General features: G+C 66.5%; 23 protein-coding genes. 8 read left to right on the top strand and 15 right to left on the bottom strand.

Annotated features, from left to right (window positions below; all coding sequences use genetic code 11):
• The first annotated feature begins 246 nt into the window (after window positions 1–246).
• The gene (locus RW112_RS06365) at window positions 247–1539 is read left to right on the top strand and encodes a serpin family protein (protein WP_317780965.1); all 1293 of its coding nucleotides are present in this window, start codon (window positions 247–249) and stop codon (window positions 1537–1539) included.
• A 122-nt stretch (window positions 1540–1661) separates the two neighbouring features.
• Here RW112_RS06365 and RW112_RS06360 read toward each other — a convergent pair whose 3' ends face one another.
• Complete coding sequence (locus tag RW112_RS06360; protein WP_317780964.1) at window positions 1662–2504, bottom strand: hydroxymethylpyrimidine/phosphomethylpyrimidine kinase; 843 nt, start codon at window positions 2502–2504, stop codon at window positions 1662–1664.
• A 214-nt stretch (window positions 2505–2718) separates the two neighbouring features.
• On the opposite strand from RW112_RS06360, the gene RW112_RS06355 reads away from it, so the two are divergent.
• On the top strand, window positions 2719–3414 hold the full coding sequence (locus RW112_RS06355) for a queuosine precursor transporter (protein WP_317780963.1): 696 nt from the start codon (window positions 2719–2721) through the stop codon (window positions 3412–3414).
• A gap of 106 nt (window positions 3415–3520) precedes the next feature.
• Here RW112_RS06355 and RW112_RS06350 read toward each other — a convergent pair whose 3' ends face one another.
• The 9 genes from RW112_RS06350 to RW112_RS06310 all read right to left on the bottom strand — a co-directional run bounded on the left by RW112_RS06350 (window position 3521) and on the right by RW112_RS06310 (window position 12259).
• A complete protein-coding gene (locus tag RW112_RS06350) occupies window positions 3521–4465 on the bottom strand; it encodes a hypothetical protein (RefSeq protein ID WP_317780962.1) in 945 nt (314 codons plus the stop codon).
• A gap of 146 nt (window positions 4466–4611) precedes the next feature.
• Window positions 4612–5919 carry a tRNA guanosine(34) transglycosylase Tgt gene (gene tgt, locus RW112_RS06345; RefSeq protein ID WP_317780961.1) on the bottom strand — a complete coding sequence of 436 codons (1308 nt, stop codon included), beginning with the start codon at window positions 5917–5919 and terminating at the stop codon, window positions 4612–4614.
• A gap of 43 nt (window positions 5920–5962) precedes the next feature.
• Window positions 5963–6688: an SRPBCC domain-containing protein gene (locus RW112_RS06340; RefSeq protein WP_317780960.1), complete on the bottom strand. Its 726-nt coding sequence runs from the start codon at window positions 6686–6688 to the stop codon at window positions 5963–5965.
• Between the two features lie 85 nt (window positions 6689–6773).
• Window positions 6774–7784: a DUF6707 family protein gene (locus tag RW112_RS06335; protein WP_317780959.1), complete on the bottom strand. Its 1011-nt coding sequence runs from the start codon at window positions 7782–7784 to the stop codon at window positions 6774–6776.
• 110 nt (window positions 7785–7894) lie between these two features.
• On the bottom strand, window positions 7895–8434 hold the full coding sequence (locus tag RW112_RS06330; protein WP_028271117.1) for an NUDIX hydrolase family protein: 540 nt from the start codon (window positions 8432–8434) through the stop codon (window positions 7895–7897).
• A 44-nt stretch (window positions 8435–8478) separates the two neighbouring features.
• The gene (locus RW112_RS06325) at window positions 8479–9087 is read right to left on the bottom strand and encodes an RraA family protein (protein ID WP_317780958.1); all 609 of its coding nucleotides are present in this window, start codon (window positions 9085–9087) and stop codon (window positions 8479–8481) included.
• On the bottom strand, window positions 9084–9518 hold the full coding sequence (locus tag RW112_RS06320) for a RidA family protein (RefSeq protein WP_317780957.1): 435 nt from the start codon (window positions 9516–9518) through the stop codon (window positions 9084–9086). Before RW112_RS06320 ends, RW112_RS06325 begins: the two co-directional genes overlap by 4 nt.
• 5 nt (window positions 9519–9523) lie before the next feature.
• Window positions 9524–10900 (bottom strand): MFS transporter, encoded by a 1377-nt coding sequence (locus RW112_RS06315; RefSeq protein ID WP_317780956.1) that lies wholly within the window; start codon window positions 10898–10900, stop codon window positions 9524–9526.
• 165 nt (window positions 10901–11065) lie between these two features.
• The gene (locus tag RW112_RS06310) at window positions 11066–12259 is read right to left on the bottom strand and encodes a helix-turn-helix domain-containing protein (protein ID WP_317780955.1); all 1194 of its coding nucleotides are present in this window, start codon (window positions 12257–12259) and stop codon (window positions 11066–11068) included.
• A 177-nt stretch (window positions 12260–12436) separates the two neighbouring features.
• Here RW112_RS06310 and RW112_RS06305 point away from each other — a divergent pair, with 177 nt between their 5' ends.
• From RW112_RS06305 to RW112_RS06285, 5 genes are read left to right on the top strand one after another with little or no spacing between them, the layout of a single operon-like run.
• The gene (locus RW112_RS06305; protein ID WP_317780954.1) at window positions 12437–13774 is read left to right on the top strand and encodes an MFS transporter; all 1338 of its coding nucleotides are present in this window, start codon (window positions 12437–12439) and stop codon (window positions 13772–13774) included.
• A complete protein-coding gene (locus RW112_RS06300) occupies window positions 13771–15396 on the top strand; it encodes a thiamine pyrophosphate-dependent enzyme (protein ID WP_317780953.1) in 1626 nt (541 codons plus the stop codon). The genes RW112_RS06305 and RW112_RS06300 overlap by 4 nt, the downstream gene beginning before the upstream one ends.
• A 12-nt stretch (window positions 15397–15408) precedes the next feature.
• Window positions 15409–16824 (top strand): aldehyde dehydrogenase family protein, encoded by a 1416-nt coding sequence (locus tag RW112_RS06295; RefSeq protein ID WP_317780952.1) that lies wholly within the window; start codon window positions 15409–15411, stop codon window positions 16822–16824.
• 28 nt (window positions 16825–16852) lie between these two features.
• Window positions 16853–18574 carry an amidohydrolase gene (locus tag RW112_RS06290; RefSeq protein ID WP_317780951.1) on the top strand — a complete coding sequence of 574 codons (1722 nt, stop codon included), beginning with the start codon at window positions 16853–16855 and terminating at the stop codon, window positions 18572–18574.
• 9 nt (window positions 18575–18583) lie between these two features.
• Window positions 18584–19846 carry a M20 family metallo-hydrolase gene (locus RW112_RS06285; RefSeq protein WP_317780950.1) on the top strand — a complete coding sequence of 421 codons (1263 nt, stop codon included), beginning with the start codon at window positions 18584–18586 and terminating at the stop codon, window positions 19844–19846.
• Window positions 19847–19885: 39 nt separating this feature from the next.
• Here the strand turns inward: RW112_RS06285 and RW112_RS06280 are convergent, their stop codons facing one another.
• Window positions 19886–20602 carry a VOC family protein gene (locus RW112_RS06280; protein ID WP_317780949.1) on the bottom strand — a complete coding sequence of 239 codons (717 nt, stop codon included), beginning with the start codon at window positions 20600–20602 and terminating at the stop codon, window positions 19886–19888.
• Between the two features lie 94 nt (window positions 20603–20696).
• On the opposite strand from RW112_RS06280, the gene RW112_RS06275 reads away from it, so the two are divergent.
• Entirely contained in the window at window positions 20697–21293 is a 597-nt protein-coding gene (locus tag RW112_RS06275) for a YdeI/OmpD-associated family protein (RefSeq protein WP_317780948.1), read from the top strand.
• 26 nt (window positions 21294–21319) lie between these two features.
• On the opposite strand, the gene RW112_RS06270 is transcribed toward RW112_RS06275, so the two are convergent.
• The 4 genes from RW112_RS06270 to RW112_RS06255 form a co-directional block, all read right to left on the bottom strand.
• On the bottom strand, window positions 21320–22510 hold the full coding sequence (locus tag RW112_RS06270) for an ABC transporter ATP-binding protein (protein WP_317780947.1): 1191 nt from the start codon (window positions 22508–22510) through the stop codon (window positions 21320–21322).
• Window positions 22507–24099, bottom strand: coding sequence for an iron ABC transporter permease (locus tag RW112_RS06265; RefSeq protein ID WP_317780946.1), 1593 nt, complete (start codon window positions 24097–24099; stop codon window positions 22507–22509). The genes RW112_RS06270 and RW112_RS06265 overlap by 4 nt, the downstream gene beginning before the upstream one ends.
• Before the next feature lie 40 nt (window positions 24100–24139).
• Window positions 24140–25195 carry an iron ABC transporter substrate-binding protein gene (locus RW112_RS06260; RefSeq protein ID WP_317780945.1) on the bottom strand — a complete coding sequence of 352 codons (1056 nt, stop codon included), beginning with the start codon at window positions 25193–25195 and terminating at the stop codon, window positions 24140–24142.
• A 164-nt stretch (window positions 25196–25359) separates the two neighbouring features.
• Window positions 25360–26607, bottom strand: coding sequence for a glycoside hydrolase family 76 protein (locus RW112_RS06255; RefSeq protein WP_411709865.1), 1248 nt, complete (start codon window positions 26605–26607; stop codon window positions 25360–25362).
• Window positions 26608–26721: the final 114 nt, after the last annotated feature.

The following is a 26721-nucleotide window of genomic DNA, read 5'->3' as shown; positions in this document are numbered from 1 at the left end:
CGTCGTTCGTTTCCGACGGCGGCACGTAACCGCGGCGAAGGAACCGGGAGAGCGTTGCTGGAATCGTTGCGAAAAGTGGGAGAGCGTTGGTGGGGCGAGACCAAAACGACCGCAAACCGTGACCCTACGGGCATCGTCCTGCCGCGGGCAGGCTGGTTGACTGAAGGAAGACGGGCGGATTCCCGCCAGGCGCCGGCAAGGCAGGTCCAAGGGGCAGGTCCAAGGGGCAGGTCCAAGGGGGAGAAAATGAAGACATTCCGCGTGGCCAGGATCGCTACGGCCGGCGCCCTGGTGGCGCTCACCGCATGTTCGGCGTCGGCGCCGGAGCTGCTGAAGGCCGACGGCGTGGAGCGGGTTTCGGTGGACCGCGCGGCTTATGCTGCTGAACTGCGCTCCTTCCGGGCCTCCGCTTTCGGGCTAGGCGAGGCACTGCTGGCCGACGGGGGCGTCGCCTCCAACGGGAACGTGGTGTCCTCGCCCGGGAGCCTGCTGATTGCGCTCGCGATGCTTCGCTCCGGCGCGTCGGGCGGGACGGCCGCGGAGATGGACAGCGTCCTGCAACTTCCCCTGGAGAACCGCGATGAGGCCATGAACGCGCTTCTCAGCTCACTCGAGAAGTTCGACGGCGACCCCGGCACAGTTGATGAGGACAACCCGCCGCGGAAACCGGTCATGCATGCCGCCAACGGGCTGTTCGTGGACCAAGGGGTGCCCACCGGTGAGTCCTTCCTGGACACTCTGGCCCGGCACTACGGAACCGGTGTGTATCCAGTGGACTTCAGCGATAAAGGTACAACGAAACCCGCCATCGATGCCTGGGTCAACAGGAACACCGGCGGCCGGATCAAGGAAGCCCCCGCGGAATACGACCCCAGGAACACATTCAGCCTTTTGAACTCCCTGTACTTCGCGTCCGCCTGGAGTGCGCCGTTTGACCCGAATGACACCTCCGATCTGCCCTTCACCACAGCTGCCGGCGACGAAATCGAGGCGCCTGCAATGCACAACGAGTTGAAGATGAAGTACGCGCAAGGGGCCGGCTGGCAGGGTGTGGACCTTCCCTACGCCGACGGGTTCGTGATGCGCCTGGTCCTGCCGGATTCCGGCGCCGCTGAAGGATCCCGCCCCTCCTCCGCGGCCTTCGACGCCGCCAAGCTCACGGAGATTGCGGACACCTTTGATACTGCGCCACTAGAGACCGTGCAGATCCAGCTGCCCCGCTGGGACCACAAGTGCAGCTTTGACCTGCGGAAGGTGTTTGAGTCGCTTGGCCTGCAGAAAACGCTGGCAACCACCGAGGACTTCAACAACATCCAGCCCAAGATGATGATCACCCAGGCCGCGCAGGCTGCGAACATCACGGTCGCCGAAAAAGGCACCGTTGCCGCCGCCGTCACGCAGATCAACGGAGCTGTGACCAGTGCGCCGCCGCAGCCCGAGCGGACTATCGTCTTCGACCGGCCGTTCCATTACCAGATCGTGCACAACGAAACCGGGCTCCCGCTGTTCATGGGAACGATGGCCGATCCCCGTTCCTGATCGGACGCTCTCTCAGATCCTGCCGTTTAATGCACAACGCTCTCTCACCTTCTTGAGGAAAGTGAGAGAGCGTTGTGGGTTTTCGTGCGGAAAGTGAGAGAGCGTCGTGGGGGTGGGGAGGGCTAGCGCGGGCCGCCCTGCCAGAGGGCGTCGAACGGCGCGCCGGAGGCGACGCGGTTGCGGATCCCGGCAGTCACGAACTCCTTCGCCGTGCGGGCAGCCTCAAGCGGGGATGCACCCTTGGCCAGCTCGGCGGTCACGGCGGCGGCCAGGGAGCAGCCGGCTCCGGACACTGCCACGTCGCCCACTTTGGGGGCGGAGAGGATTTCCAGCGTGTCGCCGTCGTAGTAAACGTCGACGGCGTCGGGTCCCGCCAGGCGCACGCCGCCCTTGGCCAGCACTGCCGCGCCGCTCAGCTCGTGGATGCGGATGGCTGCGGCCGTCAGGGAGTCGACGTCCGTGATCTGCAGGCCGGACAGTGACTCGGCCTCGAAGTGGTTGGGCGTGACAAACGTGGCCAGCGGCAGGATCTGCGCCTTCAGTGCCTGGTCCGTGTCCAGTGCGTGGCCCGGCTCCTGGCCCTTGCAGATCAGCACCGGGTCCAGCACCACGTTGGCGAATCCGTTGGCGGCCAGCGCCGAGGCGACTGTCGAAATGGTGGCCGGGCTGCCCAGCATGCCGATCTTCACGGTATCCAGAACGGACGGCGCGCCCGAAGCGGCGCCGTATGCCGCCGTCGTCGCCTCCAACTGGTCCGCGATGACCTGCTGGTCCACGGGGACAAAACGGTGGTTCCAGTTGTCCTTCGGGTTGAAGGAGACGATGCAGGTCAGGTTGGCAATGCCGAACACACCCAGTTCCTGGAACGTCTTGAGGTCGGCCTGTGCGCCGGCACCGCCGGTCGCCTCGGAGCCGGCAATGGTCAGGGCGACGGCGGGGAAGGTCTCAACAGTGGCGGAAGTCATCCACCCATCCTGCCACCGTGCCCAACGGGGCCGCATTGTGCGTTCGACCAATCTGACCATTCGAGGGTGTTCAGCGCAATGGTGCGAGAATGGAAGACGGTTCCGGCGGACGCACGTCGCGGGAACCCTCCCAGTGCTAATACAGCCGGCCGCTGCAGCGATCGCCACCGCGATTTTCCGGGCAGCCGCGCGAACCACTCCGAATGGATCACCCATGACTTCCGCCAAGACTTTCCCCGCCTCCGCGGCGCCGAAATTCGCCTCGATCGGTTCCCCCTACTTCGGCATCATGCTGGCCTGCATGGCAGTGGTGCTGATCCTGTCCAACATCGGGGCATCAAAGGGTGTGGCGATCGGCCCGATCATCACGGACGGCGGCTTTTTCCTCTTTCCGCTGGCCTACATTCTGGGCGACGTCATCAGCGAGGTCTACGGGTTCAAGGTGGCGCGCAAGGCCATCATCACCACGTTTGCCCTGTCCGTCTTCGCCTCCGCCTGCTACTGGGTGATCATCGCGCTGCCCGGCTTTGACGACGAGTTCGGCGCCTCGAAGCAGGCCGCCCTCGAGGGCGCGCTGGGGCCGGTTCCGCAGATTGTCCTCGCCTCGCTGCTGGCGTTCCTGGCCGGCCAGACCATCAACTCCTGGATCCTGGTGAAGATGAAGGCCCGCACGGGCGAGAAATCCCTCTGGGCCCGGATCATGAGCTCATCGGTGGCCGGCGAATTTGTGGACACGCTCATCTTCTGCAGCATCGCGGCGTCGGTCATCGGCATCACGGACTTCGGCACCTTCGTGAACTACGTGGTGGTCGGCTTCCTTTACAAGACCCTGGTGGAGTTCGCGTTTGTGCCGTTGACCTCGCTTGCCATCGGCTGGGTGAAGAAGCGCGAACCGAGCTACGGGGCGTAGGCTTCCCGGCTCCCAGTCGCCGAAGTCGCCGGAAACGTGCCGGTTCGCCGGAAGTTTGCGGCGAGTTCGCACCGTTTCGGCGAACTCGGAACAAAGAGCCGCGGGCTCAGGGCATACGTGGGCGGCCGGACAGGGCCCGGAGGACACGGTTCTTGAATTCCTGCTCCCGGAACAGGTCCTTCCACTCGACCCGGACGAAAAGCCATCCTTCCTCCGTCAATGCCTTCTCGCGGAGACGTTCCTGGAAGAGCACTTCGTCGGTGGGCTGGAAGTCGAAGTACTTGAGCCTGCCGTCGAACTCCAAAGCGACCTTCTCCTCCTTCCAAGCGAAGTCCAGGCGGTGCCTCCCGGCTCGGCTCGTGACCTCAACCTGCGGCTCCGGAAGTCTGATCTTCAGTCGGAGGATCAGTTCCCGGGTCAGCGTCTCGCCGGGGGACTCCGAGCGGGGGTCGGCTGCGGCCAGGACTCGACGGAAAGTCCGGACACCCCGCCGCCCGTCCAGTGAATCCGCCATTTCCTGCAGCAATGACCGGTTGGCGCCGAGGCGCAGAGCGTGGTCCATCACGATGAGCGCTTGCCGATAGTTCAGCATCATGCAGCAATCCGCAGCTGTCCTCTCTATCGAGGTGGTCGGCAGGCCGCCCACCAATGTCACCTCGTTGTGGGCGAACGGGCGCGTATGGCACTGCACATCCTTGCCGTGGCGCTCACTCGACGGGCGCACGCGCTGTAGAAGATGGATTACGTCATCCACGTTCCAGAGGTGGAGGCGGTGAAGCCGTGCGGCGGAAGTGTGGCTGTAGGCAAAGCCGCCTGCCGACGTCGTACGTGTTCCGTGCGCATGGGCGTAAATCAACTGCCGGCTCCGGACGCGAGGGGACTGGGAGTTCCAAGTGCTGGCGCGGACATAGCAGCCGTAGCGCAGCCGGACAAGGGAACCCGTGTCCACCAGGGCTTTGATGGACCGCGAGCCAAAGCCGAGGTCGATGAGCTGGTCCGTGCGCCAGAGGTTGCCTGTCGCCGGGAGAGTGGGGGTGGTGTGAGGAGGCATGGGATTAGCTTCCGGCACCGCTGAATCTCCCGGGAGGCCCCGCCGGCGTTATGTGGAAAACGCGAACTCGCCGGAACCCTGCGAGATCGCCGTAGGCTTCCGGCGACGTCGCACATTTCCGGCGATTTCGACGGCGGTGCCCTCCCCTAGGAGTAGTAGCGCCCCAGGGTCTCGGCCTTGAAGTCGAAGAAGCTACCGGCCTCGATGGCAAGCCGGGCGTCGTCCACCATCTTCACCACGAAGCGCTCGTTGTGGATGGAGATGAGCGTTGCCGAGACCATTTCCTTGGCCTTGAACAGGTGGTGGATGTAGGCCCGGGAGTAGTTCAGGCAGGCGTAGCAGTCGCAGCCTTCCTGCAGCGGACCGAAGTCGCGTTTGTACTTGGCGCCGGAGAGGTTGAACCGACCGTCAGGGTGGTAGAACGCCGAGTTGCGGGCCACCCGGGTGGGGGAGACGCAGTCGAAGGTGTCCGCACCGTTCTCGATCGCGGTGAAGATGTCGTCCGGCTCGGAAATGCCCAGCAGGTGCCGCGGCTTGTCCTCCGGCAGTTCCTCGTTGCACCAGCGCACAATCGTGCCCAGGTTCTCCTTCTCCAGCGCCCCGCCGATGCCGAAGCCGTCGAAGTTCATGGCACCGAGGTCCCGGCAGGCCTTGCGCCGCAGGTCCTCGTACTGGGCTCCCTGGATCACGCCAAAGAGCGCCTGGTATGGCTTGCCTGCCCGCTCGGATGTCAGCCGGAAGTGCTCGGTAAGGCAGCGTTCGGCCCAGCGGCGGGTGCGTTCCAGCGACTCCTCCTGGTAGCCGCGGGAGTTCTGCAGCGTGGTGAGCTCATCGAAGGCGAACATGATGTCCGCGCCGATCCGGTGCTGGACGTTCATGGAGATCTCGGGGCTGAAGCGGTGCCTGTCGCCGTTGAGGTGGCTCTTGAACCACACGCCCTCCTCGTCCACATGGGCCAGGCGTTCCTTGCCGGGGGCGACGGCGTCATCCGGCCCCGAGGAATCAACAGACTTCATGTCGATGACCTTCTTGAACCCCGAACCCAGGCTCATGACCTGGAAGCCTCCGGAGTCCGTGAAGGTGGGCCCGCGCCAGTTCATGAAGGCACCGAGTCCGCCGGCTTCGTCCAGGATGTCCGCCCCCGGCTGGAGGTACAGGTGGTAGGCGTTGGCCAGCACCGCCTGTGCGCCGAGTTCGGCAACGGACTCGGGCAGCACTGACTTCACAGTGGCCTTGGTGCCGACGGCGATGAACGCCGGCGTCTGGATCTCGCCGTGCGGAGTGCTGATGGTGCCGGTCCGGCCCAGGAATTCCCCGCCGTTGGCGGCCACCTGATCCGGCGCCGGCGAGCACGTCTCGCTCAGCCGCTTGCCCACGGTAAAGGAAAACTCGGACTGCAGGGCAGCGGCACCCGGCTCGAGAGACGGGAGTGGGGGTTCAGTATTGGCTGGCACGGTTCAAGTGTGCCAGCTTGTTCCGGGGAAACTTAGCCCGGCGTCAGTGCACGGGGTCCGATGTGGGATAGTTCTCAGCGCGCCAGCTGTCCCAGCTGCTGCGGATTTCCTCGAGCCGGTGCGCCCCCAGGTCGTAGGTGGAGATGATCACCATGGATCCGCCGTCGGGCCTCACTTCGGCAATGGGCGGCTGGTCGGCCACGATCAGGAGGCCGTCGCCGTGTTCGGCGTAGCTGTGCACCGTGAGCCCCACCTGGTGGTTGGTCCGGTACCAGACCTTGCCGGAGATCTCTTCGCCGGTGGGCAGTGTCAGCGAGTACGGCTCACCCGGCTTGGGGATGTCCCGGAGGCCGAGCTTGTCGATCGCCGAGCCGTCCCCGCCCGGAACGGAGAAGAAGGCTGTGCGGCGCTTGCCGTGCGGGTGGTGTTCCAGGGCGAAGCGGAGCTGCTGCAGGAACGTCAACCAGCTCTGGGTGATGTCCTCGTCCCAGGCGGCCCATTCGGAATTGTGGTCCAGGGCCGCCCGAGTCACGCTTACCTCAGTGCCGGTGGGAACGGGCTTCAGGGAGAACTCGTCCCCTCCGTCCACGGTCAGGCTGGTGTGGTCCGGGCCTTCGACCACGGTGTCCTTGAAATAGATCTCGTTGATTTCGGCGGCAAGGTCGTCGGCCTCCCAGCCGTGCCACTGGGCAACTCTTGCCGGTTCGCGCAGCATTGTCCAAACCTGCTGCGCATCGGAGTTGATCACAACGCTCAGATTGTTCGTCATGGGGTGAATCTACAACTCCCGGCGCCTGCCGGGTAGGGCCAAACGGATACGGCCTGCCCCTCAGCCCCGCACGGATTCCAGCTCGTTAGCCCCGCACGGATTCCAGCTCGTTGCCGATCCGGCGTTCCAGTTCCTTCAGGCCGATGGTTTCCGATCCGCCATGCGCGCGCAGGAACATCAGGGCTTCGAGCCGCAGCAGCCGCCATTCGCGTTCGGCGTCCGGGTTCGAGTTGTCGATGGCCCGGAAGATTTCCTTGTCATACAGGTTGGGTTCGTTCAGCGACCGCTGGCGGACCTTCGCGTTGATCCGCGCCTTGAACGGGTCCGTTTCCATGGCGTCGGGGGCGCGGAGCAGCTTTTCATACACCTCGGCACGGTCCTCCTGCCCGTTCTGCCGGCAGATGTAGCTTGACAGGGCCAGCGCCGCCTCCACGGACGTCCACCGGCCCGGGTTCCCGTCAAAGGGGAGCACGTTGAGCAGGTCCGCCACCGCGAGGGCGCCCTCGGCATCCTTGAGGATGACGAACAATTCTTGGGCGAGGTCGCTGAGGTCCTTGAGGCAGCTACCGGACTTGGTGTTGATGCCCTTGGCCAGCCGGTCGCTCAGGAGCATCACGCCCATTGCGTCCGGGTGGGCTGCCGCTGCGGCTTCCACCACGGACTCGGGCGTCCCCGCCGGTTCCGGGATCAGCGCCAGCTCGTCCTCGTCCGGACCGGCTGCTGCGGCCGCTGCGGCCGGCGTGGTGGCCGGCAGGGGAGGAACGACGACGGCGGGAGCCGCCGGGGCGGTGTCCTCGCCGGCGTCGGGGCGATCCAGCAGCTGAAGCGGGGCGGCGTCGGACGCTACAGAAACGGCGTCCTCCGGACCCGTGCCGGGGCCGGCCACGAAGACCGTGGAGCCGGCCGCGATGCGCAGGATCCCGCCGCCCGTGAGGGTTGCAAGGACCACCGCCGGGGTGCCGAAATCGTCATCCTCAACAAGGACGCTCTGGACTTCGGCGGACCGTTCGCCGTCGGGAAGAAGGAGCAGGTGGCCGGTCTGCAGAGAGCCAGCCTGGAGCTCGCTGTAGTGCTGGGCGGCTGGGCGGTGGGTCATCGGGAGTCCTTAAGTTCTCTTGCGGTCCGCCCTACAGTCTACAAAGGACCCAGCCCGATATCGGGGACGCCCGGGTTCCTTCGAGCGTCCCGCGCGACGGCCTTCGCGTCCTAGCTGCCTACCCCCGCGAACGCGAGCGCCTGCCGGACAAGCGCCCCGCGGCCGCCGCTGAACTCCAGCTGCACGTCCGGGCTCAGGACCTCCTCCGGGGTCATCCAGGTGAGCTCGAGGGCGTCCTGGCGGGGTTCGCATTCACCCGTGACCGGAATGATGTAGGCCAGCGAAACGGCATGCTGGCGGTCGTCGGTGAATCCGGTGTGGGACGGCGCCGGGAAGTATTCGGCCACGGTGAAGGGCACCGGGCTGATGGGAAGCTGGGGGAAGGCCAGCGGGCCGAGGTCTTTCTCCATGTGGCGGAGCAGTGCCGCGCGGATGGTCTCGCGGTAGAGGACGCGGCCGGACACCAGGGAGCGGACCATCGTGCCGTCCTCGTCGGCCTGCAGCAGCGTGCCCACTTCGTTCACAAATCCCAAGGGATCAAGGCGGACGGGTACGGCTTCCACATAAACCATGGGAAGCCGGCCCCGGGCTTCGAAGAGGTCCTCGTCGGACAGCCAGCCGGGATTCGGGTCAGGGGTGCGCACGTTCATGCTTAAGTTCTACCCCATCCCTGCCCGAACCCCGCGCCGGACCGTCACACGCCGAGGACTGATTCGAGTGGTTCCCCGGCCGCTATCCTCGCGAGGAGGGCCGGTTCGGCGGCGTCGGAGGTGCGTGCCTTACCGAGGACACTGCCCAGTGCCTCCGGAGAAAGCACTATGACGCCGTTATCGTCCGCCAGGACCCAGTCGCCGGGACGGACCTCCACCCCGCCGCACATCACCGGGACGTTGACGGCGGAACGGTCGTTATGGACCCGCTTGGTGGTGAGGCAAGAGGTACCGCGGGCGAACACGGGCAGGCCGGCGGCACGAAGTTCAGGGAGATCCGTGGCCACTCCATCTACCACCACGCCGGCCGCACCCCTCGACAGGGCGGCTGCCGCCGTGACTGCCCCGACGGGGGCGTGCCGGTGGTCACCGGACATGTCCACCACCAGCACCGAGCCGGCGTACAGCTCCAGCAGGGCACGGTTCATGGCGAAGGCGTCGTTTCCGGCGATCCGGACGGTCACTGCCGGCCCGGCCACCTTGACGCCGTCGAGCAGGGACTGGATGGCCGGGTCCACAAAGCCGTCCTCCAGGAAGTGGCCGATCGTGGGGTAGCTGACGTCCGTGAGGTCGCCAACGCTCGTGGCACTCATCGTTCCGCCACCGCCGCGGCCTCGCCGGCAGCAAGGACCGCTACGCACTCGATTTCCAGTGCAACTCCCCAGAGGCTGACGCAGACGGACGTCCGGGCAGGCTTGGCGGCACCGAAGAACTCCACGTACACGCGGTTGTACTCTTCGAGCTGGCCGGGGTCGGTGAGGTAGGTGTTCACTTTGACCACGTGTTCCAAACCGGACCCGGCGGCCTCCAGCACGGACTCCAGGTTCCGCATGGTCTGGCGAACCTGGTCCGCGAATGATCCCGGCTGGTCGTCCCGGCCGCTGATCGCCGGGATCTGGCCGGCAGTGAAGACGAAGCCGTTGGCAACGACCGCCTGGGAGAAGGGCCCGACGGCGGACGCCCCGCCGGGGATTTGGGCTATCCGACGCACTGTGTCGCCGGTGGTTGGTGAGGTCCGGGGCACAGCAGTCACCTTGCGGTCACCGCCTGGCCGGAACCGTCGGCCGGTGTTTCCGCCGGAGCGGTGTCCACGGCGTCAATGTTGCCGTGCCGGGTTTCCGTCAGGATGAAAAGGGCTCCGAGCGACACCAGGGCGGCCGCCATGATGTACCAGGCGATTGACGAGCTCTGGTGGGTCGCGCCAAGCAGCCACGTGGTGATGAACGGGGTCGCAGCGCTGCCGAGCAGGCCGGAGAGCATGTACGCGACCGAAAGACCTGAGTAGCGGACCTTGGACCCGAACAGCTCCGCGAGGAATGTGGCGATGGGCCCGTAGTTGGCGGCGAAGGCGGTCATCATGGCGAGGTAGGCGACAAACAGCAGGGGCACCGATTTGGTGTCCATCAGCCAGAACATGGGGAAGGCCAAAGCTGCTTCAGCGGCGACGCCGGCGTAGATGATCGGCTTGCGGCCATACTTGTCGGAGAGCCGGCCAAAGAAGGGGATCAGGACAAAGCAGAGGGCGCAGGCGGCCAGTACAACCCACAGCATGAGGGCTTCCGAGTGGCCCAGTTCCTTCTTGCCGTAAGACACACCGGAGGCAACAAGCAGGGTGAACGTGCTGCCGGTGGACAGGGTGGCAACGCCGCCGAGGATCACCTGCTTCCAGTACTTGGCCATCAGGGCTGCGAAGGGCAGCTTGGCTTTGGCCCCCGCATCCTTCACGGCCTGGAAGGACGGGGTCTCCTCGATGTGGAGCCGGATGTAGATACCCACAGCCACCAGCAACGCGGAGGCCAGGAACGGGATCCGCCAGCCCCAGCTGAGAAGGGCTTCGGTGCTGACGCTCGAGGCCACAATCAGGAAGGCCACGTTGGCGATGAGGGTTCCGGCCGGTACGCCCACCTGGACCAGGGAACCGTAGAAGCCGCGCCGGTCGGACGGGGCGTGTTCCACCGTCATCAGCACCGCACCGCCCCATTCTCCGCCGAGGGCCAGGCCCTGGATGACACGGAGGAACAGCAGCAGGAGGGGCGCCATGATGCCGATGCTGTTGTAGTCCGGCAGCAGGCCGATGGCGAAGGTGGCCGCGCCCATGGTCAGCAGCGAGATGAGGAGCATGGATTTGCGGCCCAGCCGGTCGCCGAAGTGGCCGAAGATGATGGCGCCCACCATGCGGGCAATGTAGGCAGAAGCGAATGTGCCGAATGCGAGCATGGTGCCCACGATCGGATCGAAGCTCGGGAAGAAGATCTTGTTGAAAACGAGGGCGGACGCTGTTCCGAAAACGAAGAGGTCGTACCACTCCACGGTGGTGCCGATAACGCTGGCGAGGGCAATCTTGCGCATTTTGGCGAGGTCGAGCCGGGCTGTTGCGGCGGTGGTGGTTTCTACCATTTGAGCCATCAGTATCTCCAGATGGGGTGCGGGGACGAGCGTCCGATGCAAGGTAGGTTCAACTCTCGTGTGCAACGGATCACACCTCAATGGCAGAAATACCATCAAAATGGCGGCAGGAATGTGAATACACACAACTGCCGCCAGCCGAAGCGGAGACCGGCGTGGCGCGGTTTAGGCCCAGGCCACCACAAGCCGGGCCGCCTTGGACGGAACGGTGAGATCGATGCCCGTCAGTTCCTGGAAGCGGTTGAGCCGGTTCAGGATGGTGTTCCGGTGGCAGAAGAGTTGTTCTGCAGTGGCAGTGATGTTCCCGCTCGACAGGAAATGTTGGACGGTCTCCATGAGCCGTTCGCGCTCCCCGCCACGGCAATCCTCCAGCGATTCCTCCACCTGGGCGGCCAGGTCCAGCCCGGCGTCCTGAAGGCTTTGGTTCGCCAGCCGCGCCCATGCGGCATCCGCGGAAAGCGGGCCCGGGTCGTTGGGCCGGAGGAGCGCCGCGAGACTTTCGGCAGTGCGGGCGGCGGCGGGAAGGGAGCGCAGGCCGTGCACCTCGGGTACGAAGCCGCAGGGAATATCCGCCAGTGCAGGCGGCAACTGCTGGTCCGGGGCGGCGCCCCGCCGCGGCGCTGCCCGGGGAGCCTGCAGCGGCCAGAACAGGTAAGTGGTTCCTCCCGATTCGTGCAGGAACATCCGGTGGCGGAGCTGGAGTCCGGAGCCGAACTGGGCCGAGGCCGCCCTCAGCTTTGCCCCGGCCTCGCCGTTCGCTGCCACCAGCCCGCACCATGAATCCGGGCTGATGCCAAGGGCCGAACCCACCTGGCCTGACGTTTCCGCTGACAGGGTGCTTTGGTTGAACAGCCTGGCGATGAATTCGCGCTGGATGCTGGATTCTTCCTGGGCCATCCGAACCCGCTCGGTGAGGTAGCTCATGTGCGTCCGGGTGGCGAATTCGTCCACCACCCGCCATACCTGGTCCACCCGGGAAGCCAGCAGCCCGGCGTCGTCGGGGACAGCGATCTCCAGAAGCTCCGCCCACAGGATGCTGAAGTCCAGCCGCACGGCAGCGGTCAGGGACTCGGGTGGAATTCCAGCACGGGCTCGCTTGGAGCCCAGGTCGGACGCAAAGGTGAGTAGCCCGTCCCGTCCGTTGTCCGATTGGCCGCCGCGGAGTCCGTGAATGAGCCGGCGGAAGGTCTCCCGCGCCGTCTCGCGGATTTCCAACACGGTCACCTGGCTTTCCCCGTATTCCGGGATTTCCCGGACCCGGGCAGTGAACGTCCGGGCGAGTTTGTCGAGCCGTCCTTCGAGGTGGTCCACCAGCTCAGTCCAGCGGACGGAATCCCCGGAGGTTTCAAAATTGTGCATTTCCACATTCTAGGGGCTAGTTTCCGTGGTGCAATGCTAGTTTTTTTGGCAAAACCTACTGGCAGAATGGAATGCAACATCGAGTGAGCCCAGTCACAGGCCGCTCGGACGGCTGGCATCACGTCCCCAGGCAGCGCCAGTCACATTTCCGTCCAGTCACATTTACTTGGAGTAATCATGGCAAGCAGCGCAAGCAACGCCACCACCACAGTGGGTCCGCAGACGCCACGCGTTATCGACGAACGAGTCACCAGGAAAGTCGCATTAGCTGCCCTCGTCGGCACGGCCCTGGAGTGGTACGACTTCTTCCTGTTCACCACGGCCGCAGCCCTGGTGTTCAATGCCCAGTACTTCGTCTCGCAGGATCCCTTCGTGGCGGCCATGAGCTCCTTCGCCACCTTGGCCGTGGGCTTCGTGGCCCGCCCGATCGGCGGTTTCATCTTCGGTGCCCTCGGCGACAAGGTGGGCCGCAAGAAGATCCTGATGATCACCATCGTGGGTATCGGAATTGTGACCGGCCTGATCGGATTGCTGCCGAACTACATGACGATCGGCGTCGCGGCACCCGTCATTCTCGTGGCGCTGCGGATCCTGCAGGGCCTGGCGGTCGGCGGCGAGTGGAGCGGCGCGGTGATCATCGCCGTCGAAAACGCCCCGGTTGCCAAGCGCGCACGCTACGCGGCACTGCCGCAGATCGGTTCCCCGATCGGCACCATCCTGTCCTCCGGCGGCTTCTTCGGCATGCTGTACCTGGTGGGCCAGACCAACTTCGACGCCTGGGGCTGGCGCATTCCCTTCGTGGCCGCCATCCCGCTGCTGGCTATCTCCATGTGGATTCGCAGCAAGCTCAGTGAATCACCTGAGTTCGAGGCCCTGATGGAGTCCGGTGAGACCGAACACGCTCCCATCCGCGGCGTCCTGACCAAGAGCTGGCGCCAGATCCTGGTGGGCATGTGCTCGGCGTTGCTCGGCATCGGCGGCTTCTATCTCATCACGAGCTTTGTGGTCTTTTACGGCACCAAGATCCTCAAGATGCCCTATGAAACCCTCCTGCTCGGCTCGCTGCTCGCCGCCGTCTTCGAGATCTTCGTCCTCATCTGGGCCGGCCGCATGGGTGAGAAGTACGGCGCCAGCAAGGTGATCCTCTGGGGCGGCGTGGCCTCCGCGCTCGTGGCCGTCCCGGTCTTCCTCGCCATCGACACTGCCATCCCGGCACTCGTCATCACCGCCATGATCATCGGCGTGTGCACCCTGTCTGTCCCGTACGCAGTATCCGGAACGGCCCTCACCGCACTCTTCGCCACCAAGGTCCGGTACACGGGCGTGGCCATCACCTCCAACAGCGCCGGCGTCATCTCGGGCTTCGTACCCCTGATCGCCACGGCACTGGTAGCGGCGAACGGCAACTCGTTCTGGCCCGGTGCCATCATCCTGCTGGTGGTGTCCGTCATGACGGCCCTGTCCGGTATTTTCCTGCCGGCACTCAGCATCGAAGAAGAGGGAATGAAGCATTGAGCACTTCAACCACGGCCGGGCACCTGATCGTCGCCCAGCTCGAACGTGCAGGCATCAAGCGCGTCTACGGCGTTCCGGGCGAGAGCTTCCTTGACGTCCTGGACGGCCTCCACGGCTCAAGCATCGAAACCGTGGTGACCCGCCACGAAGGAGGCGCCGGCTTCATGGCGCTCACCGAAGGCCGCCTGACCGAACTCCCCGGAGTGGCCATGGTGACCCGCGGTCCCGGTGCCGCCAACGCCTTCATCGCCATCCACACCGCGCACCAGGACGCCACGCCCATGATCCTCTTCGTGGGACTCATCCCGGTGGCGGACCGGGGCCGGGAATCCTTCCAGGAATTCGACATTAATGCCTGGTTCGGCAGCACCGCCAAGAAAGTGGTGACGCTCGACGACGCCGCTTCCGCCGCCCGCGTGGTGGACGACGCCATCTTCACGGCCCTCAGCGGCCGGCCCGGCCCGGTGGTCATCGGGCTGCCCGAGGACGTCCTGGTCCACGCCATCGAAGCAGGCACAGTGGAACCGCGGGCCGTTGCCCCGACCGGACCGACAGCCTCGGACCTCGCCGCGCTGGAGCAGCGCCTGGCAACGGCACACAAACCGCTGGTCGTGGTGGGCGGCGAAGGCTGGGACCAGGAAAGTTCCGAGGCGCTGGCCGGCTGGGCTTCCCGCCACGGCGTGCCAGTCCTGGCCGACTTCCGCGCTTACGACGCGGTTCCACACAACAGCGATGCCTACGCCGGCTACCTCGGCTACGCCCGCAGCGACGACAACGCCCGCCGCCTGGACGAGGCCGACCTGCTGGTCTTCGTGGGCTGCGTCCGCGCCGACGTTCTCTCGGACGGCTACCAGCGCGGACTGGACGCCGTCACCGTCGTCGTCCACCCCGGCGCCGACCTGCAGGGCCACTTCGGCCGGCTGGACCAGCACATTCCAGGCCACGTCACGTCCTTCGCAACAGCGCTCGCAGCCACGGCTTCCGCCGTGCAGCCCGCGGCCGGCTGGCTGGCTGAGGCCCGCGCCGATTACGAAAAGTTCTCCTCGGCTCAGCCTGACGGTGGCACGGGCGTGGACCTCGCCGTCGTGATGGAAATCCTCAAGCAGGAAATGGACGACGACGCCGTCATCACTTACGGGGCCGGTAACCACACGCTGTGGCCGGCCCGCTACTTGAAGCACAACTCGGCGAACTCGCTGGCGGCGCCGCGCAACGGCGCCATGGGCATGGGGATCCCGGCTGCTGTTGCCGCCTCCCTGGCCTATCCGGACCGGCAGGTCATCTCCGTGGCCGGCGACGGCTGCTTCCTGATGAACGGGCAGGAGCTGGCCACTGCCATGGGGCACGGCGGCAGGTTCATTGTCCTGGTGGTGGACAACGGTATCTTCGCCACCATCCGCGAACACCAGGAAGGCCACTACCCGGGCCGCCCGTCCGGAACGCACATGACCAACCCGGACTTCGCCGCCCTGGCCCGCTCGTACGGGGGCTACGGGGAACGCGTGGACAAGGCTGAGGACTTCGCCGCAGCGTTCCGTCGCGCCACGGATTCCGGACTTCCAGCGGTTCTGCACCTGCCCCAGGACCCCGCCACACGTTCACCCAAGACCGCCAGCAACTGACCGGAGCATTCCATGATCACGCTGAACAACATCATCAACGGAGAGACCGCCGGCGGCGGCAAGGCGGAAGCCACGCTGCCGTTCTTCGACCCCGCTACCGGCGTGCAGCTCGGCACCGCCCCGGACAGCGATACGGACACCGTTGACCGCGCCTTCCAGGCCGCCCGCGCCGCCTTCACAAGCTACAAGCGGACCACCCCGGCCGAACGCCAGGCCATGATGCTCAAGCTCGCGGACCTCATCGAGGCGAACGTGGACCGGATCCTTGAGGCGGAAGTGGCCTGCACCGGCAAGCCGAAGGCCGTCACCCGCGAGATCGAGATCCTGCGGGGCGCGGACCAGCTGCGCTTCTTCGCCGGAGCCTGCCGGGTGGTTTCCGGCACCGCCCAGACCGAGTACGTCACCGGGTTCTCCTCGACCGTCCGCCGCGAGCCGCTCGGCGTGGTCGCCCAGATCACGCCGTGGAACTACCCGTTCATGATGGCCATCTGGAAGATCGGTCCGGCCCTCGCCGCGGGAAACACGCTGGTGCTCAAGCCCGCCGACACGACGCCCTGGTCCACCGTCATCCTGGGTGAACTGGCCCAGGAGGCCTATCCCGCCGGCGTCGTCAACATCGTCTGCGGCGGGCGGGGCACGGGCGCCGCGATGGTGGAGCACGAGATTCCCGAAATGGTCTCCATCACCGGCTCCACCCGGGCCGGCGCCCAGGTCATGTCCGCTGCGTCGGCAACACTCAAGGATGTCCACCTGGAACTCGGCGGCAAGGCGCCGGCCATCGTTTTTGCCGACGTCGACATTGATCTGACCGCCCGGGAGATCGCGCTGGGCGCCTTCTTCAACGCCGGACAGGACTGCACCGCAGTGACCCGCGTCCTGGTGGAGGAGTCCATCCACGCCGAATTCGGCGCTGCGCTCGCCGCCGCCGCGTCCGCGCTCACCGTGGGCGGCGACGCAGCCGATCTCGGCCCGCTGAACAGCGCCGCCCAGCTGGACCGGGTGGAGGGCTTCATGTCCAGGCTTCCGGCGAACGCCAAGGTCCTCGCCGGCGGCAAGCGGACCGGCGCCGGCTTCCATTTCGAACCCACCGTGATCGACGGCGTCTTCCAGGGCGACGAGGTGGTGTGCGAGGAAATCTTCGGCCCCGTGGTCACGGTGCAGCCGTTCCGCACCGAGGAGGAAGCGCTGGAACTGGCCAACGGCACCAAGTACGCGCTCGCCTCCAGCGTCTGGTCCAACAACCACGGAGTGGTCACCAGGGTGTCCAATGAACTGGACTTCGGCGCTGTATGGATCAACTGCCACCAGGTGATCCCGGCCGAAGCCCCGCACGGCGGGTTCAAGCATTCCGGCACAGGCAAGGACCTGTCCGTCTTCGGGCTCGAGGACTACACCCGCATCAAATCCGTCACCACTTCCCATCGCTAACCCGCCGGTTCCAAACGCTAGGAAACCCATGAAACTCGATCTGTTGCTGCGCAACGCGGACATCATCACCATGGATGACCGCCGCCCGCACGCCACGTCGCTGGGAATCTGGCAGGGCCGGATCGTCGGCCTCGATGGCGACCTGGACGGACTGGATGCGGCGAAGGTCCTGGATCTGGACGGCGCCACTGTGACGCCCGGATTCATCGACGCCCACTGCCACACCACGTGGTTCGGGCTGGGCCTGGGCGAAGTGGACGTCTCCGGCGCCCGCGGCCTGGACCAGCTGTACGCCCTGCTTGAGGCGGACATGGCCGTTAGTGCCTCCCGCTGGCTCATGGCCACCGGCTTCAGCCAGACACTGCATGGCGGCGCGTTCCCGGACATTGGCGTGCTGGACCGGATCACGGGGGACCGGCCGCTGTTCATCCGGCACAACTCAGGCCATATGGCCGTGGTGAACACGGCCGCGCTGCGGCTGGCAGGCGCCGAATCGCCGTCGTTCCCCGATCCCGACGGCGGCATGATCGTCCGCGACGCGGACGGCCGACCCACCGGGCTGGTCCAGGAGACGGCTCAGCAGCTGGTCCAGGAATTGATCCTGCCATACTCGCTTGAAGCCATCGAAGCCGCTCTGGACCGCGCCACCCGGCACTATGCCTCTGAAGGTATTACCAGCTTCACGGAAGCCGGCATCGGCGGAGGCTGGATCGGGCACAGCCCCGTTGAACTGGCGGCCTACCAGCGGGCGGCGGCCAACGGCAGGCTGCATGCGCGGGCCCAGCTCATGCCGGTCCTCGATGCGCTCCGCCCGCTGGAGGGATATGGCACTCCTGGAGCTGTTGGCCTTGATCTGGGAATGGCGAGCGGCTTCGGGAATGACTTCGTTTCCCTCGGTCCGGCCAAGGTGTTCCTGGACGGCTCGCTGCTGGGCGAAACTGCGGCCGTCAGCGAGGACTACTGCAGCCACGGACACACGGACAACAGCGGCAATACCGGGTATTTCCAAGCCGACCCGGAGTCGCTGCGGAACAGGATTGAGTCGGCCTACGCGGCGGGCTGGTCCATCGCCGCACACGCCATCGGTGACCGGGCCGTGGACCTGGCGATCAGCATCATCAGCCACTGCGCTGCCAAGTACGGGCCGCGCGTCCTGCCCAACCGGATCGAGCACGCGTCCGTCACCAGGCCGGACCAGGTGCAACGGCTCGCGGACGCCGGAATCGCGGTGACCCCGCAGGCCAGCTTCTTCGCGGAGGGCGGCGACGGCATGACCGCCTCGCTGGGACCGGAACGGCTGGGCTGGGCCTACCGTGCGGCATCGTTCGTGGACGCCGGCGTGACCCTCGCCGGAAGCTCGGACCGGCCCGTTGCTGACGGCAATGTGCTTCGGGGAATGCAGGCTTTCGTGGACCGGCGCACATCCTCCGGGGCCGTTTTCGGCAACCCGGACGAGCGCCTGAGCCCCCGCCAGGCACTGGCGGCATACACCACCGAAGCCGCAGCAGCCACCGGCCTGTCGCACCTCAAAGGCGCCCTTGCGCCCGTGAAGCTGGCTGACTTCACGGTCCTGTCCGGCTCGCCGCTCACCGCCCCGGACATCGCGGCCCTCCGTGTCCTGGCCACCGCAGTCGGCGGTGCCTTCACCTACGGGGAGGGCCGCTTCCCCGGCCCTGACCGCGTCGCCGAGGCCGCCGGGAACACCTCCGCCGGCACCACGTTCATCCGTCCAGCCACCAACCGTTCATAGGGGAACTACGTGACCACAACAACAACCCTCAGCGCCCGCGATGCGGCCTTCGTCCGGGATTTCCACACCATGAGCGAATTCGGAGCCACCCCGAACGGCGGCGTGGACCGGCAGGCCGGCTCCATCCCGGACGGCCAGCAGCGGCAGTGGCTCACGGGCCTGCTGGAGGCCAGGGGTTTCACGGTGAAGTTCGACCACGCCGGTAACCAGTGGGGCCTCTACGAAGCGGTGCCGGGTGCGCCCTACGTGGTGGTGGGCTCACACATGGACTCGCAGCCCACCGCCGGACGCTATGACGGAGCCTACGGGGTGCTGGCGGCGGCCCACGCGGCCTTCCGCCTGGTGGAGCAGTGGAACGCCGCCGGCCCGGACGGCCAGCCCCGGTTCAACATCGCCGTGGTCAACTGGTTCAACGAGGAAGGCTCGCGGTTTAAGCCCTCCATGATGGGTTCCTCGGTGTACACCGGGAAACTGGAGCTGGAGACAGCGCTGGCCACCACCGATGCCGCCGGAGTCTCCGTCCGTGATGCCCTGGACGCCATCGGCTGCCGGGGAGGTTACAAGGGTCCGCAGGCAGCTTTCTGTGCCGAAATCCATATTGAGCAGGGCCGCAGCATGGAACGCGAAGGCGTGACCATCGGCCTGGTCCACTCCAACTGGGCGGCCAACAAATACGAATTCGTGGTCAACGGCGAGCAGGCGCACACCGGCTCCACCGTGATCGCCGACCGCAAGGATGCCCTGCTGGGGGCATCCATGATGGTGGTGGCCGCGCGTGAACTGGCCGACCGCTTTCCGGGCGTGCTGCACACCTCGGTGGGGCAGCTGACCGTGTACCCGAACTCGCCGGTGGTGGTGCCGTCCCGCGTGAACCTGCTGCTGGACCTGCGCAGCGCTGACGAAGCCGTCCTTGCTGAAGCCGACGCCCTGCTGCACCAGCGGATCACTGAGATCGAGCAGCTGGCCAACGTCACCGTGGAACGCAACCACTCCCACTCCTGGCCCGTCACCCCCTACCAGCCCGAAGGCGTGGAACTGGCAGCCAAGGTGGCTGCCGACCTGGGCCTGGCGAACAAGCCGGTGATGACCTTGGCCGGGCATGATTCCACCAACATGAAGGACATCGTCCCCACCGTGATGCTGTTCGTGCCCAGCGTGGACGGCATTTCACACAACGAACATGAATACACGACCGACGAGGACATCGTGGCCGGCCTCACCATGCTCACCGAGGTGGTCGGCCGGCTCTGCGCGGGCGCCCTGGAGGACTGAGGGACCGTTCGGCGTCACTCGCCCGAAGACAGGCCCCCGTCAGTGGCGCGAAGCGACCCAGAGCGCCGGGGCGTCCCCGCCCGCTGCATCGGGGCTGGCCACGTGCAGGGTCCGGCCGAAGGCCTCTTCCGTCATGGTCACCGTGATGCCCGCAGCCGCGAGCCGGTCCCGCAGGGCCGACAGTTCGCCCGTGTACTCAAATCCCAGCCCGGTCCGCGGAGCGCCGCTTGCGGGCCGCGCCATCAGCACCCCGCCGTTCTTGGCGGTGAAATCCGCGGTTTCGTCGTCATCCGGCACCGGCCGGAGCCGGGCGCCCATGTTCCGCAGGGTCTGCGCGGCCGCCTCGGCGTCCGGCGTGAACCAGACTTCGACGACGGCGAGTCCCGGATCGGCGTCCGCGCACTGGGCGCCGTGGGCGGCTTTGTCGGCGAAGAAGCTGAAACCGTCTTCGCCGGTGATCCGGCAGGCGGCGCCGTGGTCGGCGTCGACCAGTTCGGCCGGCGTGTTCCCGTCCTCCACGGAGGCCTCGTTGGTGCGCCGGGCGAATTCGGCGAGGTCGCCCACTTCGACGCCGAACGACGTCGTGCCGTCTTCGGCGGAACCGGCCCCGGCGGTGTGCAGCGCCAGGCGGCCGGACCCGGCGTCGTACTCTTTCCACGGGCCGTCATCGACCGTCTTCACCATTCCCAGCTCCGTCAGGAGCTGCTCCCACTGGTCCAGGCGGGACGTGAAATGGACGGGGCGGACACGCAACATTGGATCTCCTGGGCAGGTCGGGCGGTGACAACGACGGCGATAAAGCCATGATGCCACGCCTTGATTAAGGAATCCCCGGTAGCAGAATGGTGCCATGGCCATCGAACTTGAGGAACTGCTGGTGAAGGACGCCGCCGAATGGCGCGCTTGGCTGGAGCAGCACCACGCCACCAGCCCGGGCGTCTGGCTGGTGCTGCACAAGAAAGGCGGCAACACCACGGAGCTGGACTATGAGGCTGCCCTGCAGGAAGCGCTGTGCTTCGGGTGGATCGACGGCCAGGGCAAAAGGCGCGACGACGACAGCTCCTTCCAGCGGATGACGCGCCGCGGACCGAAAAGCGTATGGTCGGCCCGGAACGTGGACCGCATCGGCAAGCTCGAGGCTGCAGGCAGGATGACGTCCGCGGGCCGGGCCGCCGTCGAGGCTGCCAAGGCTGACGGGCGCTGGGAAGTGGCGTATTCCGGAGCAGCCTCCGCCGAGGTGCCGGCGGATCTTGCTGCTGCCATCGCGGCTGAGCCGCGGGCGCAGGCCATGTTCGATGTGCTGACGTCGGTGAACCGTTACGCCCTGATTTACCGCACCAATTCGGTCAAGCAGGCCGCCACCCGGGAACGCAAGATCGCCGGGTTCGTGGAGATGCTGGCGCGCGGCGAAACGCCGTACCCGCAGAAGAAGCGCCCAGCCGGGTAGCGGGGCGCCAGGCGGACCATCACGCCTCAGGCGCTGGCGTCCTCGTCCACCGGGAAAGCCACGGCTTCGCCCACCACGCGCAGGCAAAGCTCCATGCCCGGCCGCGCGATGGAGGCGTTCCAGTGCCGGATGGTGATCACTTCGCCGCCGCCCGGGAAGCGGTAGTCCGGGGTAGCCCCGGCTGCCAGTTCCGGCGGGACGGCCAGCTTCAGGCGCACCGTGGTTTCCGGCCCGAAGTAGTCCGTGTCAACCACCACGCCGCGGATGGGTCCGTCCTCGGCAATGCGGATCTGCTCGGGCCGCAGCATGAGCTGCACGCGGCCCTGCGCCGGGGGCCTGCGCACCGGAATGCCGCCGAGCGAACAGGTGGCCAGCGAGCCCTCCATCCAGGCGTCCAGGATGACGGCGTCACCCAGGAACTCCGCGGTGGCGCGGTCCGCGGGGCGGGTGTAGACCACAAAGGGGTTGCCGATCTGCGCCAGCTTGCCGCCGCGCATCACCGCCACCTGGTCCGCGAAGGACAGTGCCTCGGCCTGGTCATGGGTGACCAGGATGGTGGTCACCCCGGCTTCGTTGAGCACCTTGGCCACGGCACGGCGCGTGGCCACGCGAAGGCCGGCGTCCAGCGCGGAGAAAGGCTCGTCCAGCAGCATCAGTTCCGGTTCGCGGGCCAGGGCGCGGGCCAGTGCCACGCGCTGCTGCTGGCCGCCGGAGAGCTGGTGCGGCCGGCGCTTGGCCATGGCGGGATCAAGGGACACCATTTCCAGTAGCTCGCCCACCCGGGCCGCGACCTCCCGCCGCCCGCCGGAAAGACGACCGGCACTGAGGCCGAAGGAGATGTTCTGTCCCACGGTGAGGTGCGGGAACAGGGCGCCGTCCTGGGCCACGTAGCCCACATGGCGTTTGTGCGCCGGCACCCAGTTTCCCTCACCGGCCACCTTCGCGCCGTTGAGGGAAATGCTGCCGGTATCGGGATGCTCGAAGCCCGCGATGAGGCGCAGCAGGGTTGTCTTGCCGGAACCCGAGGGGCCCACGATCGCGGTGGTGCCGCCCTTGGCCACGGACAGGTTGACGCCCTTGAGGACCGCCTGTGAACCGAAGTTCTTGGTGACGGCCTCGATCTCCAGGTGGTTGTTGGTGCTCGGTGCGACGGACGGGGCTATCCGTGGCTCCGGAAGCCTGGAGGGGGCATCACGCGAAGTGTAAAAGTCGGTCACTGTCCGGCCACTTTCTTGGACTGCTGGAAGAGAAGGTAGGTCATGGGGGCGGAGATGAGGATCATCAGGAGGGCATACGGTGCCGCGCCGGCGTAGTCGATCTCGCTGCTCTTGCTCCAGAATTCAGTGGCAAGGGTCCGGGTGCCGTTGGGGGAGAGCAGCAGGGTGGCCGTGAGTTCGTTGACGATGGCCAGGAACACGAGGGCGGCCCCGCCCGCCGCGGCCGGCGCCGTGAGCCGCAGGGTGACGCGGATAAAGGACACCAGCGGCGGCTTGCCCAGCGCCTGGGCGGCTTCGTCGAGTTCCTTGGGGGCCTGGGCCAGCCCGGCCCGGATGTTCACCAGCGCGCGCGGCAGGAACAGCAGCACATAGGCCGCGATGAGCAGTGCGGTTGTCTGGTAGAAGCCCGGCGCAACCCGGATGCTCACGGTCACGAAAGCCAGGCCCACCACAATGCCCGGCATGGAGCTGGTGACGTAGTTGGACAGTTCCAGCGCCTTGCTGAACCAGCCGGGGTGCCGCACGGCCAGGTAGGCCATGGGAAAGGCCACTACGGTGGTGGCCAATGCGCCGGCCAGGCCGTAGCCCATGGTCTGCAGCAGCGCGGGAAGGAACTCGTCGGCCACCCAGATCTGCGCTCCGCCGGCGAAAATCCAGCGCAGCACGAACACCAGCGGCAGGCCGAAGGCCAGGGCCGTGAGGCACATCAGGAAGAGCTGGGAAGGAACCTGGTAGGCGTGCAGCGGCAGTCGCAGCGCCCTGGCCTGCGCGCCCGAACCCACCCGGGCATAGCGAGCGGTTCCGCGGCTTCGCACTTCCACCAGGAGCAGGATGAGGCAGAAAAATACCAGCACGCTGGCCAGCATGTTCCCGGCCGTGCCGTTGAACGTGGACTGGTACTGCACCATGATCGCGGTGGTGAACGTGTCGAAGCGGATCATCGCGAACGCGCCGTATTCGGCCAGCAGGTGCAGGGAGACCAGGAGCGCCCCGCCGGTCATGGCAATGCGGAGCTGGGGGAGCACCACGCGGAAGAAGGTGCGCCACGCGCCCAGGCCCAGCGATGCGGCGGACTGCTCGATGGCCGGGTCAAGCCGGCTGAGCGTGGCGGCGGCCGGGATGTACACCAGCGGGAAGTAGGACAGGGTGGCGATCAGGACGCCGGACCACAGCCCGCCCAGGGACGGAATGGCCGAAACCCAGGCGTAGCTGTTGACGAACGCCGGGATGGCCAGCGGCGCAGCCAGCAGCACGGCCCACCATTTGTGCCCCCGGAGGGTGGTCCGTTCCACCAGCCAGGCTCCGCCCACGCCCAGCGCCACGCAGAGCGGCACCGTGATGGCCATCAGCAGCAGCGTGTTGAGGAGCAGCTCGCCGACGCGCTCGCGGAAGATCAGCCCGACGGCGGTGTCCCACCCCGTGGCGGCCGTCATCACGATGACGTACCCCAGCGGAATCAACGAAAACAGGGCAATCAGGACGGCGATGACGGATACTGCGGAAACGCCGAAAGGCGGGCGGGGGCGCTTGCCCCTACCCGCCGTCGTCGTGCTTCCGGAAGTTTCCGGCGCCGCTAGGTCAATTGGCACTGTATTTCCATTTGACACTGAATTGCTTTGTTGGCACGGGTTACAGCAGTCCTGCCTTGGTCATCAGCTCGGTGACCTTTTCGGAGTTGAGCTTGGCCGGGTCAACGGTAGGCGCCTGGAGTTCCGTCAGCGGAACCAGCTTGTCGTTGGCCGGGACGTCGGAGGCAATCGCGTACTCGAAGGAGTTGCCCTTCTGGAGGACTTCCTGGCCCTTCTTGCCGGTGATGAACTTCAGGAAGGACTGGGCTGCCGCCGCGTTCTTGGAGGACTTCAGCACGCCGCCGCCGGAGACGGAGACGAACGCGCCCGGGTCCTGGTTCTTGAAGTAGTACGGGGTGACGTTCTTGGAGTTCTCCCCGGTCTTGGCCTGGTCGCCGTAGTAGTAGTAGTGGTAGATCAGGGCGGCGTCCACTTCGCCGGCGTTGACGGCCTTCATGGCCGTGCTGTTGCCCTTGTACGCCTTGAAGTTTTCCTTCATGCCCTTGAGCCATTCCTCGGCTGCGGCTTCGCCCTTGAGCTCAAGGAGCGCGGAAACGATCGCCTGGAAGTCGGCACCGGACGGTGAAGCGGCCCACTTGCCCTTCCACTCCGGCTTGGCCAGGTCCAGCATGGACTTGGGCAGCTGGTCTTCGCTCAGCTTGGCCTTGTCGTACACCAGCACGGTGGAGCGGGCAGCGATGCCGGTCCACTTGGCCGTGGACGGACGGTACTCTGCGGGCACCTGGTCGATGGTCGCTTTGTCCACGTCCGCGAAGAGGCCGGCGTTCTCAACCTGCGCCATTGCGGGGGAGTTCTCGGTCAGGAAGACGTCGGCCGGGGAGGCTGCGCCTTCCTGGATGATCTGGTTGGACATTTCGGTGTCCGAGCCCTGGCGCAGGGTGACCTTCACGCCGGTCTCCGCAGTGAAAGCGTCGATCCATTCCTTGGTGAGGCTTTCGTGCTGCGCGTTGTAAACCGTGATTTCGCCGGCATTGCTGCCGCCCGCTGCGGCGCTGCTGGCGGCCGGGGTGGAGCTTCCGGAGCCGCAGGCGGCCAGGCCGAGGGCTGCGGTGGCGGCGAGTGCGATTCCTGCCAGCGCGTTGGTGCGGATCTTCATGGGGGCTTCTTTCTGGAAAAAAGTCTTGGTGGACCGGAGTCCGCGTGAGGGGGAAGTTAGGGCATGCTCACTGCCAAAAACTGTAGGTTAGCCAAACCTAAGGAACCAAGCCGAAGCGGGCTTAAGTGATCAGGATCACATCAATTACGGAACTTTTACGTGACTTAATTGCTGGCCGGCCGGACGGTGGCTGCCGCCTCGAGCACCATCCAGGCCTGGAGCTGGGTGGAAAGTTCGACGGCGGCGCCCGCCGGATACGACCGGCTCGCCGGTGTCTCGGCGAACACCGGGAACACCAGGTGCGCGCCGTGCCGTGCCAGCGGCTCCTCCTGAGCCACGGCGCGGCGGCCGTCCCAGAGTGCCTGCGCGGTCTCCGTCACCAAGGCAGCCGCAGTGGCCCTGGTCCGGTCCGTGAGTCGTTGGTCCGCGGCCGCCAGCGCCAGGTAGCGCGCCAATATCCCGGTGAACAGGCCGCCGTCGCCCGTTCCATCGCAGCGGAGCACGGCCGCGGTCCTGCCGGACGCCAGGGTCGCTGGCCGCGTCAGGTTGCGGGCCACGGCATCCACCAGCGCGGCGGCCCGGTCAAGGTTCGCGTGGCCGCCCAGCTCCAGCAGCGCGCCGAGGACCGGGCCCTGGTTGTAGGTGTAGATGGCGGCTTCCAGCACCACCTCGCCGTCGGCGCCGATCCGCAGGCCGTCCTGGTACATGCCCTGGACGGGGTCGAACAGCTTCGCATGGAGCCAGTCCACCAGCGCCTGTGCCCTGGCGGTGTTTCCGGTGCGGGCATAGTAGAGCGCTACGGGCGCGGTGGCGGGCGTGTTCTTGAAGTCCCGCTTCTTGCTCCAGAACGTGCCGCCGCCCAGGTCATCCGTGGAGGCGGAATCGAACTGCAGTGTCAGGCTTTGCCGGATCCTGGCGTTGCGGCGGGCGCCCGGTTTTCGCGTCTGTTCGGCCAGTTTCTCCAGCCGGAGCGTGGACAGGGCGAGCCAGGCCATGTCGTCGTAATAGTTGTTGACCACCGTCAGGAAGTTGCGCAGCCGGATGCCGGTGACCAGCTGCGAGGCCAGCCGTCCGGCGCTGGGGCGGCTCCCGCCGTCGAACCTTGCAGCCCGCGCCAGTTCCCGTCGGCCGGCGTCCACCAGACAGTCCACGTAGTGGGCCTGCCACCAGTAGTGCCAGGGCCGCATCAGGTTTTTCAGCCGGCTGGACGGCCGCTCGATCGCCGCGATGTGCGTTCCGGGGAGGAAGAACAGCCGCTGTCCGAACATCCTGGTCACGGACCGGGCGGCCTCGTCGGCGCGGGCGGACCAGCCGGTTGGTGCGGAGCGGTCCGTTGGTGCGGACCAGTCGGTTGGTGCGGACCGGTCGGTTGGTGCGGACCGGTCCGCGGATCCGGCGTCGGGGGAGGTCATGCTGCCAGCCTAGCGGGCACTCCCGCGGTAGGCCCCCGCGGTTGGCCCCGCGGGAGTCCGCCAAGTGTGCGGTTTGCGCCCATTCCAGTTAACATGCATTAACTAGCGTTACGC

This window comes from Arthrobacter sp. B10-11, assembly GCF_033142195.1.
Lineage (GTDB): Bacteria > Actinomycetota > Actinomycetes > Actinomycetales > Micrococcaceae > Arthrobacter > Arthrobacter oryzae_C.
The sequence above is the reverse complement of the archived record's forward strand: the minus strand, read 5'-3'. Positions and strand labels throughout refer to the sequence as shown.

What these genes read in the sequence shown, in the direction of transcription:
- RW112_RS06280 (WP_317780949.1), bottom strand. Translation starts at nt 20,602, where the DNA reads ATGTTGCGTGTCCGCCCCGTCCATTTCACGTCCCGCCTGGACCAGTGG.
- RW112_RS06260 (WP_317780945.1), bottom strand. Translation starts at nt 25,195, where the DNA reads ATGAAGATCCGCACCAACGCGCTGGCAGGAATCGCACTCGCCGCCACC.
- RW112_RS06255 (WP_411709865.1), bottom strand. Translation starts at nt 26,607, where the DNA reads ATGACCTCCCCCGACGCCGGATCCGCGGACCGGTCCGCACCAACCGAC.
- RW112_RS06360 (WP_317780964.1), bottom strand. Translation starts at nt 2,504, where the DNA reads ATGACTTCCGCCACTGTTGAGACCTTCCCCGCCGTCGCCCTGACCATT.
- RW112_RS06290 (WP_317780951.1), top strand. Translation starts at nt 16,853, where the DNA reads ATGAAACTCGATCTGTTGCTGCGCAACGCGGACATCATCACCATGGAT.
- RW112_RS06365 (WP_317780965.1), top strand. Translation starts at nt 247, where the DNA reads ATGAAGACATTCCGCGTGGCCAGGATCGCTACGGCCGGCGCCCTGGTG.
- RW112_RS06340 (WP_317780960.1), bottom strand. Translation starts at nt 6,688, where the DNA reads ATGACGAACAATCTGAGCGTTGTGATCAACTCCGATGCGCAGCAGGTT.
- RW112_RS06295 (WP_317780952.1), top strand. Translation starts at nt 15,409, where the DNA reads ATGATCACGCTGAACAACATCATCAACGGAGAGACCGCCGGCGGCGGC.
- RW112_RS06330 (WP_028271117.1), bottom strand. Translation starts at nt 8,434, where the DNA reads ATGAACGTGCGCACCCCTGACCCGAATCCCGGCTGGCTGTCCGACGAG.
- RW112_RS06315 (WP_317780956.1), bottom strand. Translation starts at nt 10,900, where the DNA reads ATGGCTCAAATGGTAGAAACCACCACCGCCGCAACAGCCCGGCTCGAC.
- RW112_RS06305 (WP_317780954.1), top strand. Translation starts at nt 12,437, where the DNA reads ATGGCAAGCAGCGCAAGCAACGCCACCACCACAGTGGGTCCGCAGACG.
- RW112_RS06275 (WP_317780948.1), top strand. Translation starts at nt 20,697, where the DNA reads ATGGCCATCGAACTTGAGGAACTGCTGGTGAAGGACGCCGCCGAATGG.
- RW112_RS06335 (WP_317780959.1), bottom strand. Translation starts at nt 7,784, where the DNA reads ATGACCCACCGCCCAGCCGCCCAGCACTACAGCGAGCTCCAGGCTGGC.
- RW112_RS06310 (WP_317780955.1), bottom strand. Translation starts at nt 12,259, where the DNA reads ATGCACAATTTTGAAACCTCCGGGGATTCCGTCCGCTGGACTGAGCTG.
- RW112_RS06325 (WP_317780958.1), bottom strand. Translation starts at nt 9,087, where the DNA reads ATGAGTGCCACGAGCGTTGGCGACCTCACGGACGTCAGCTACCCCACG.
- RW112_RS06350 (WP_317780962.1), bottom strand. Translation starts at nt 4,465, where the DNA reads ATGCCTCCTCACACCACCCCCACTCTCCCGGCGACAGGCAACCTCTGG.
- RW112_RS06355 (WP_317780963.1), top strand. Translation starts at nt 2,719, where the DNA reads ATGACTTCCGCCAAGACTTTCCCCGCCTCCGCGGCGCCGAAATTCGCC.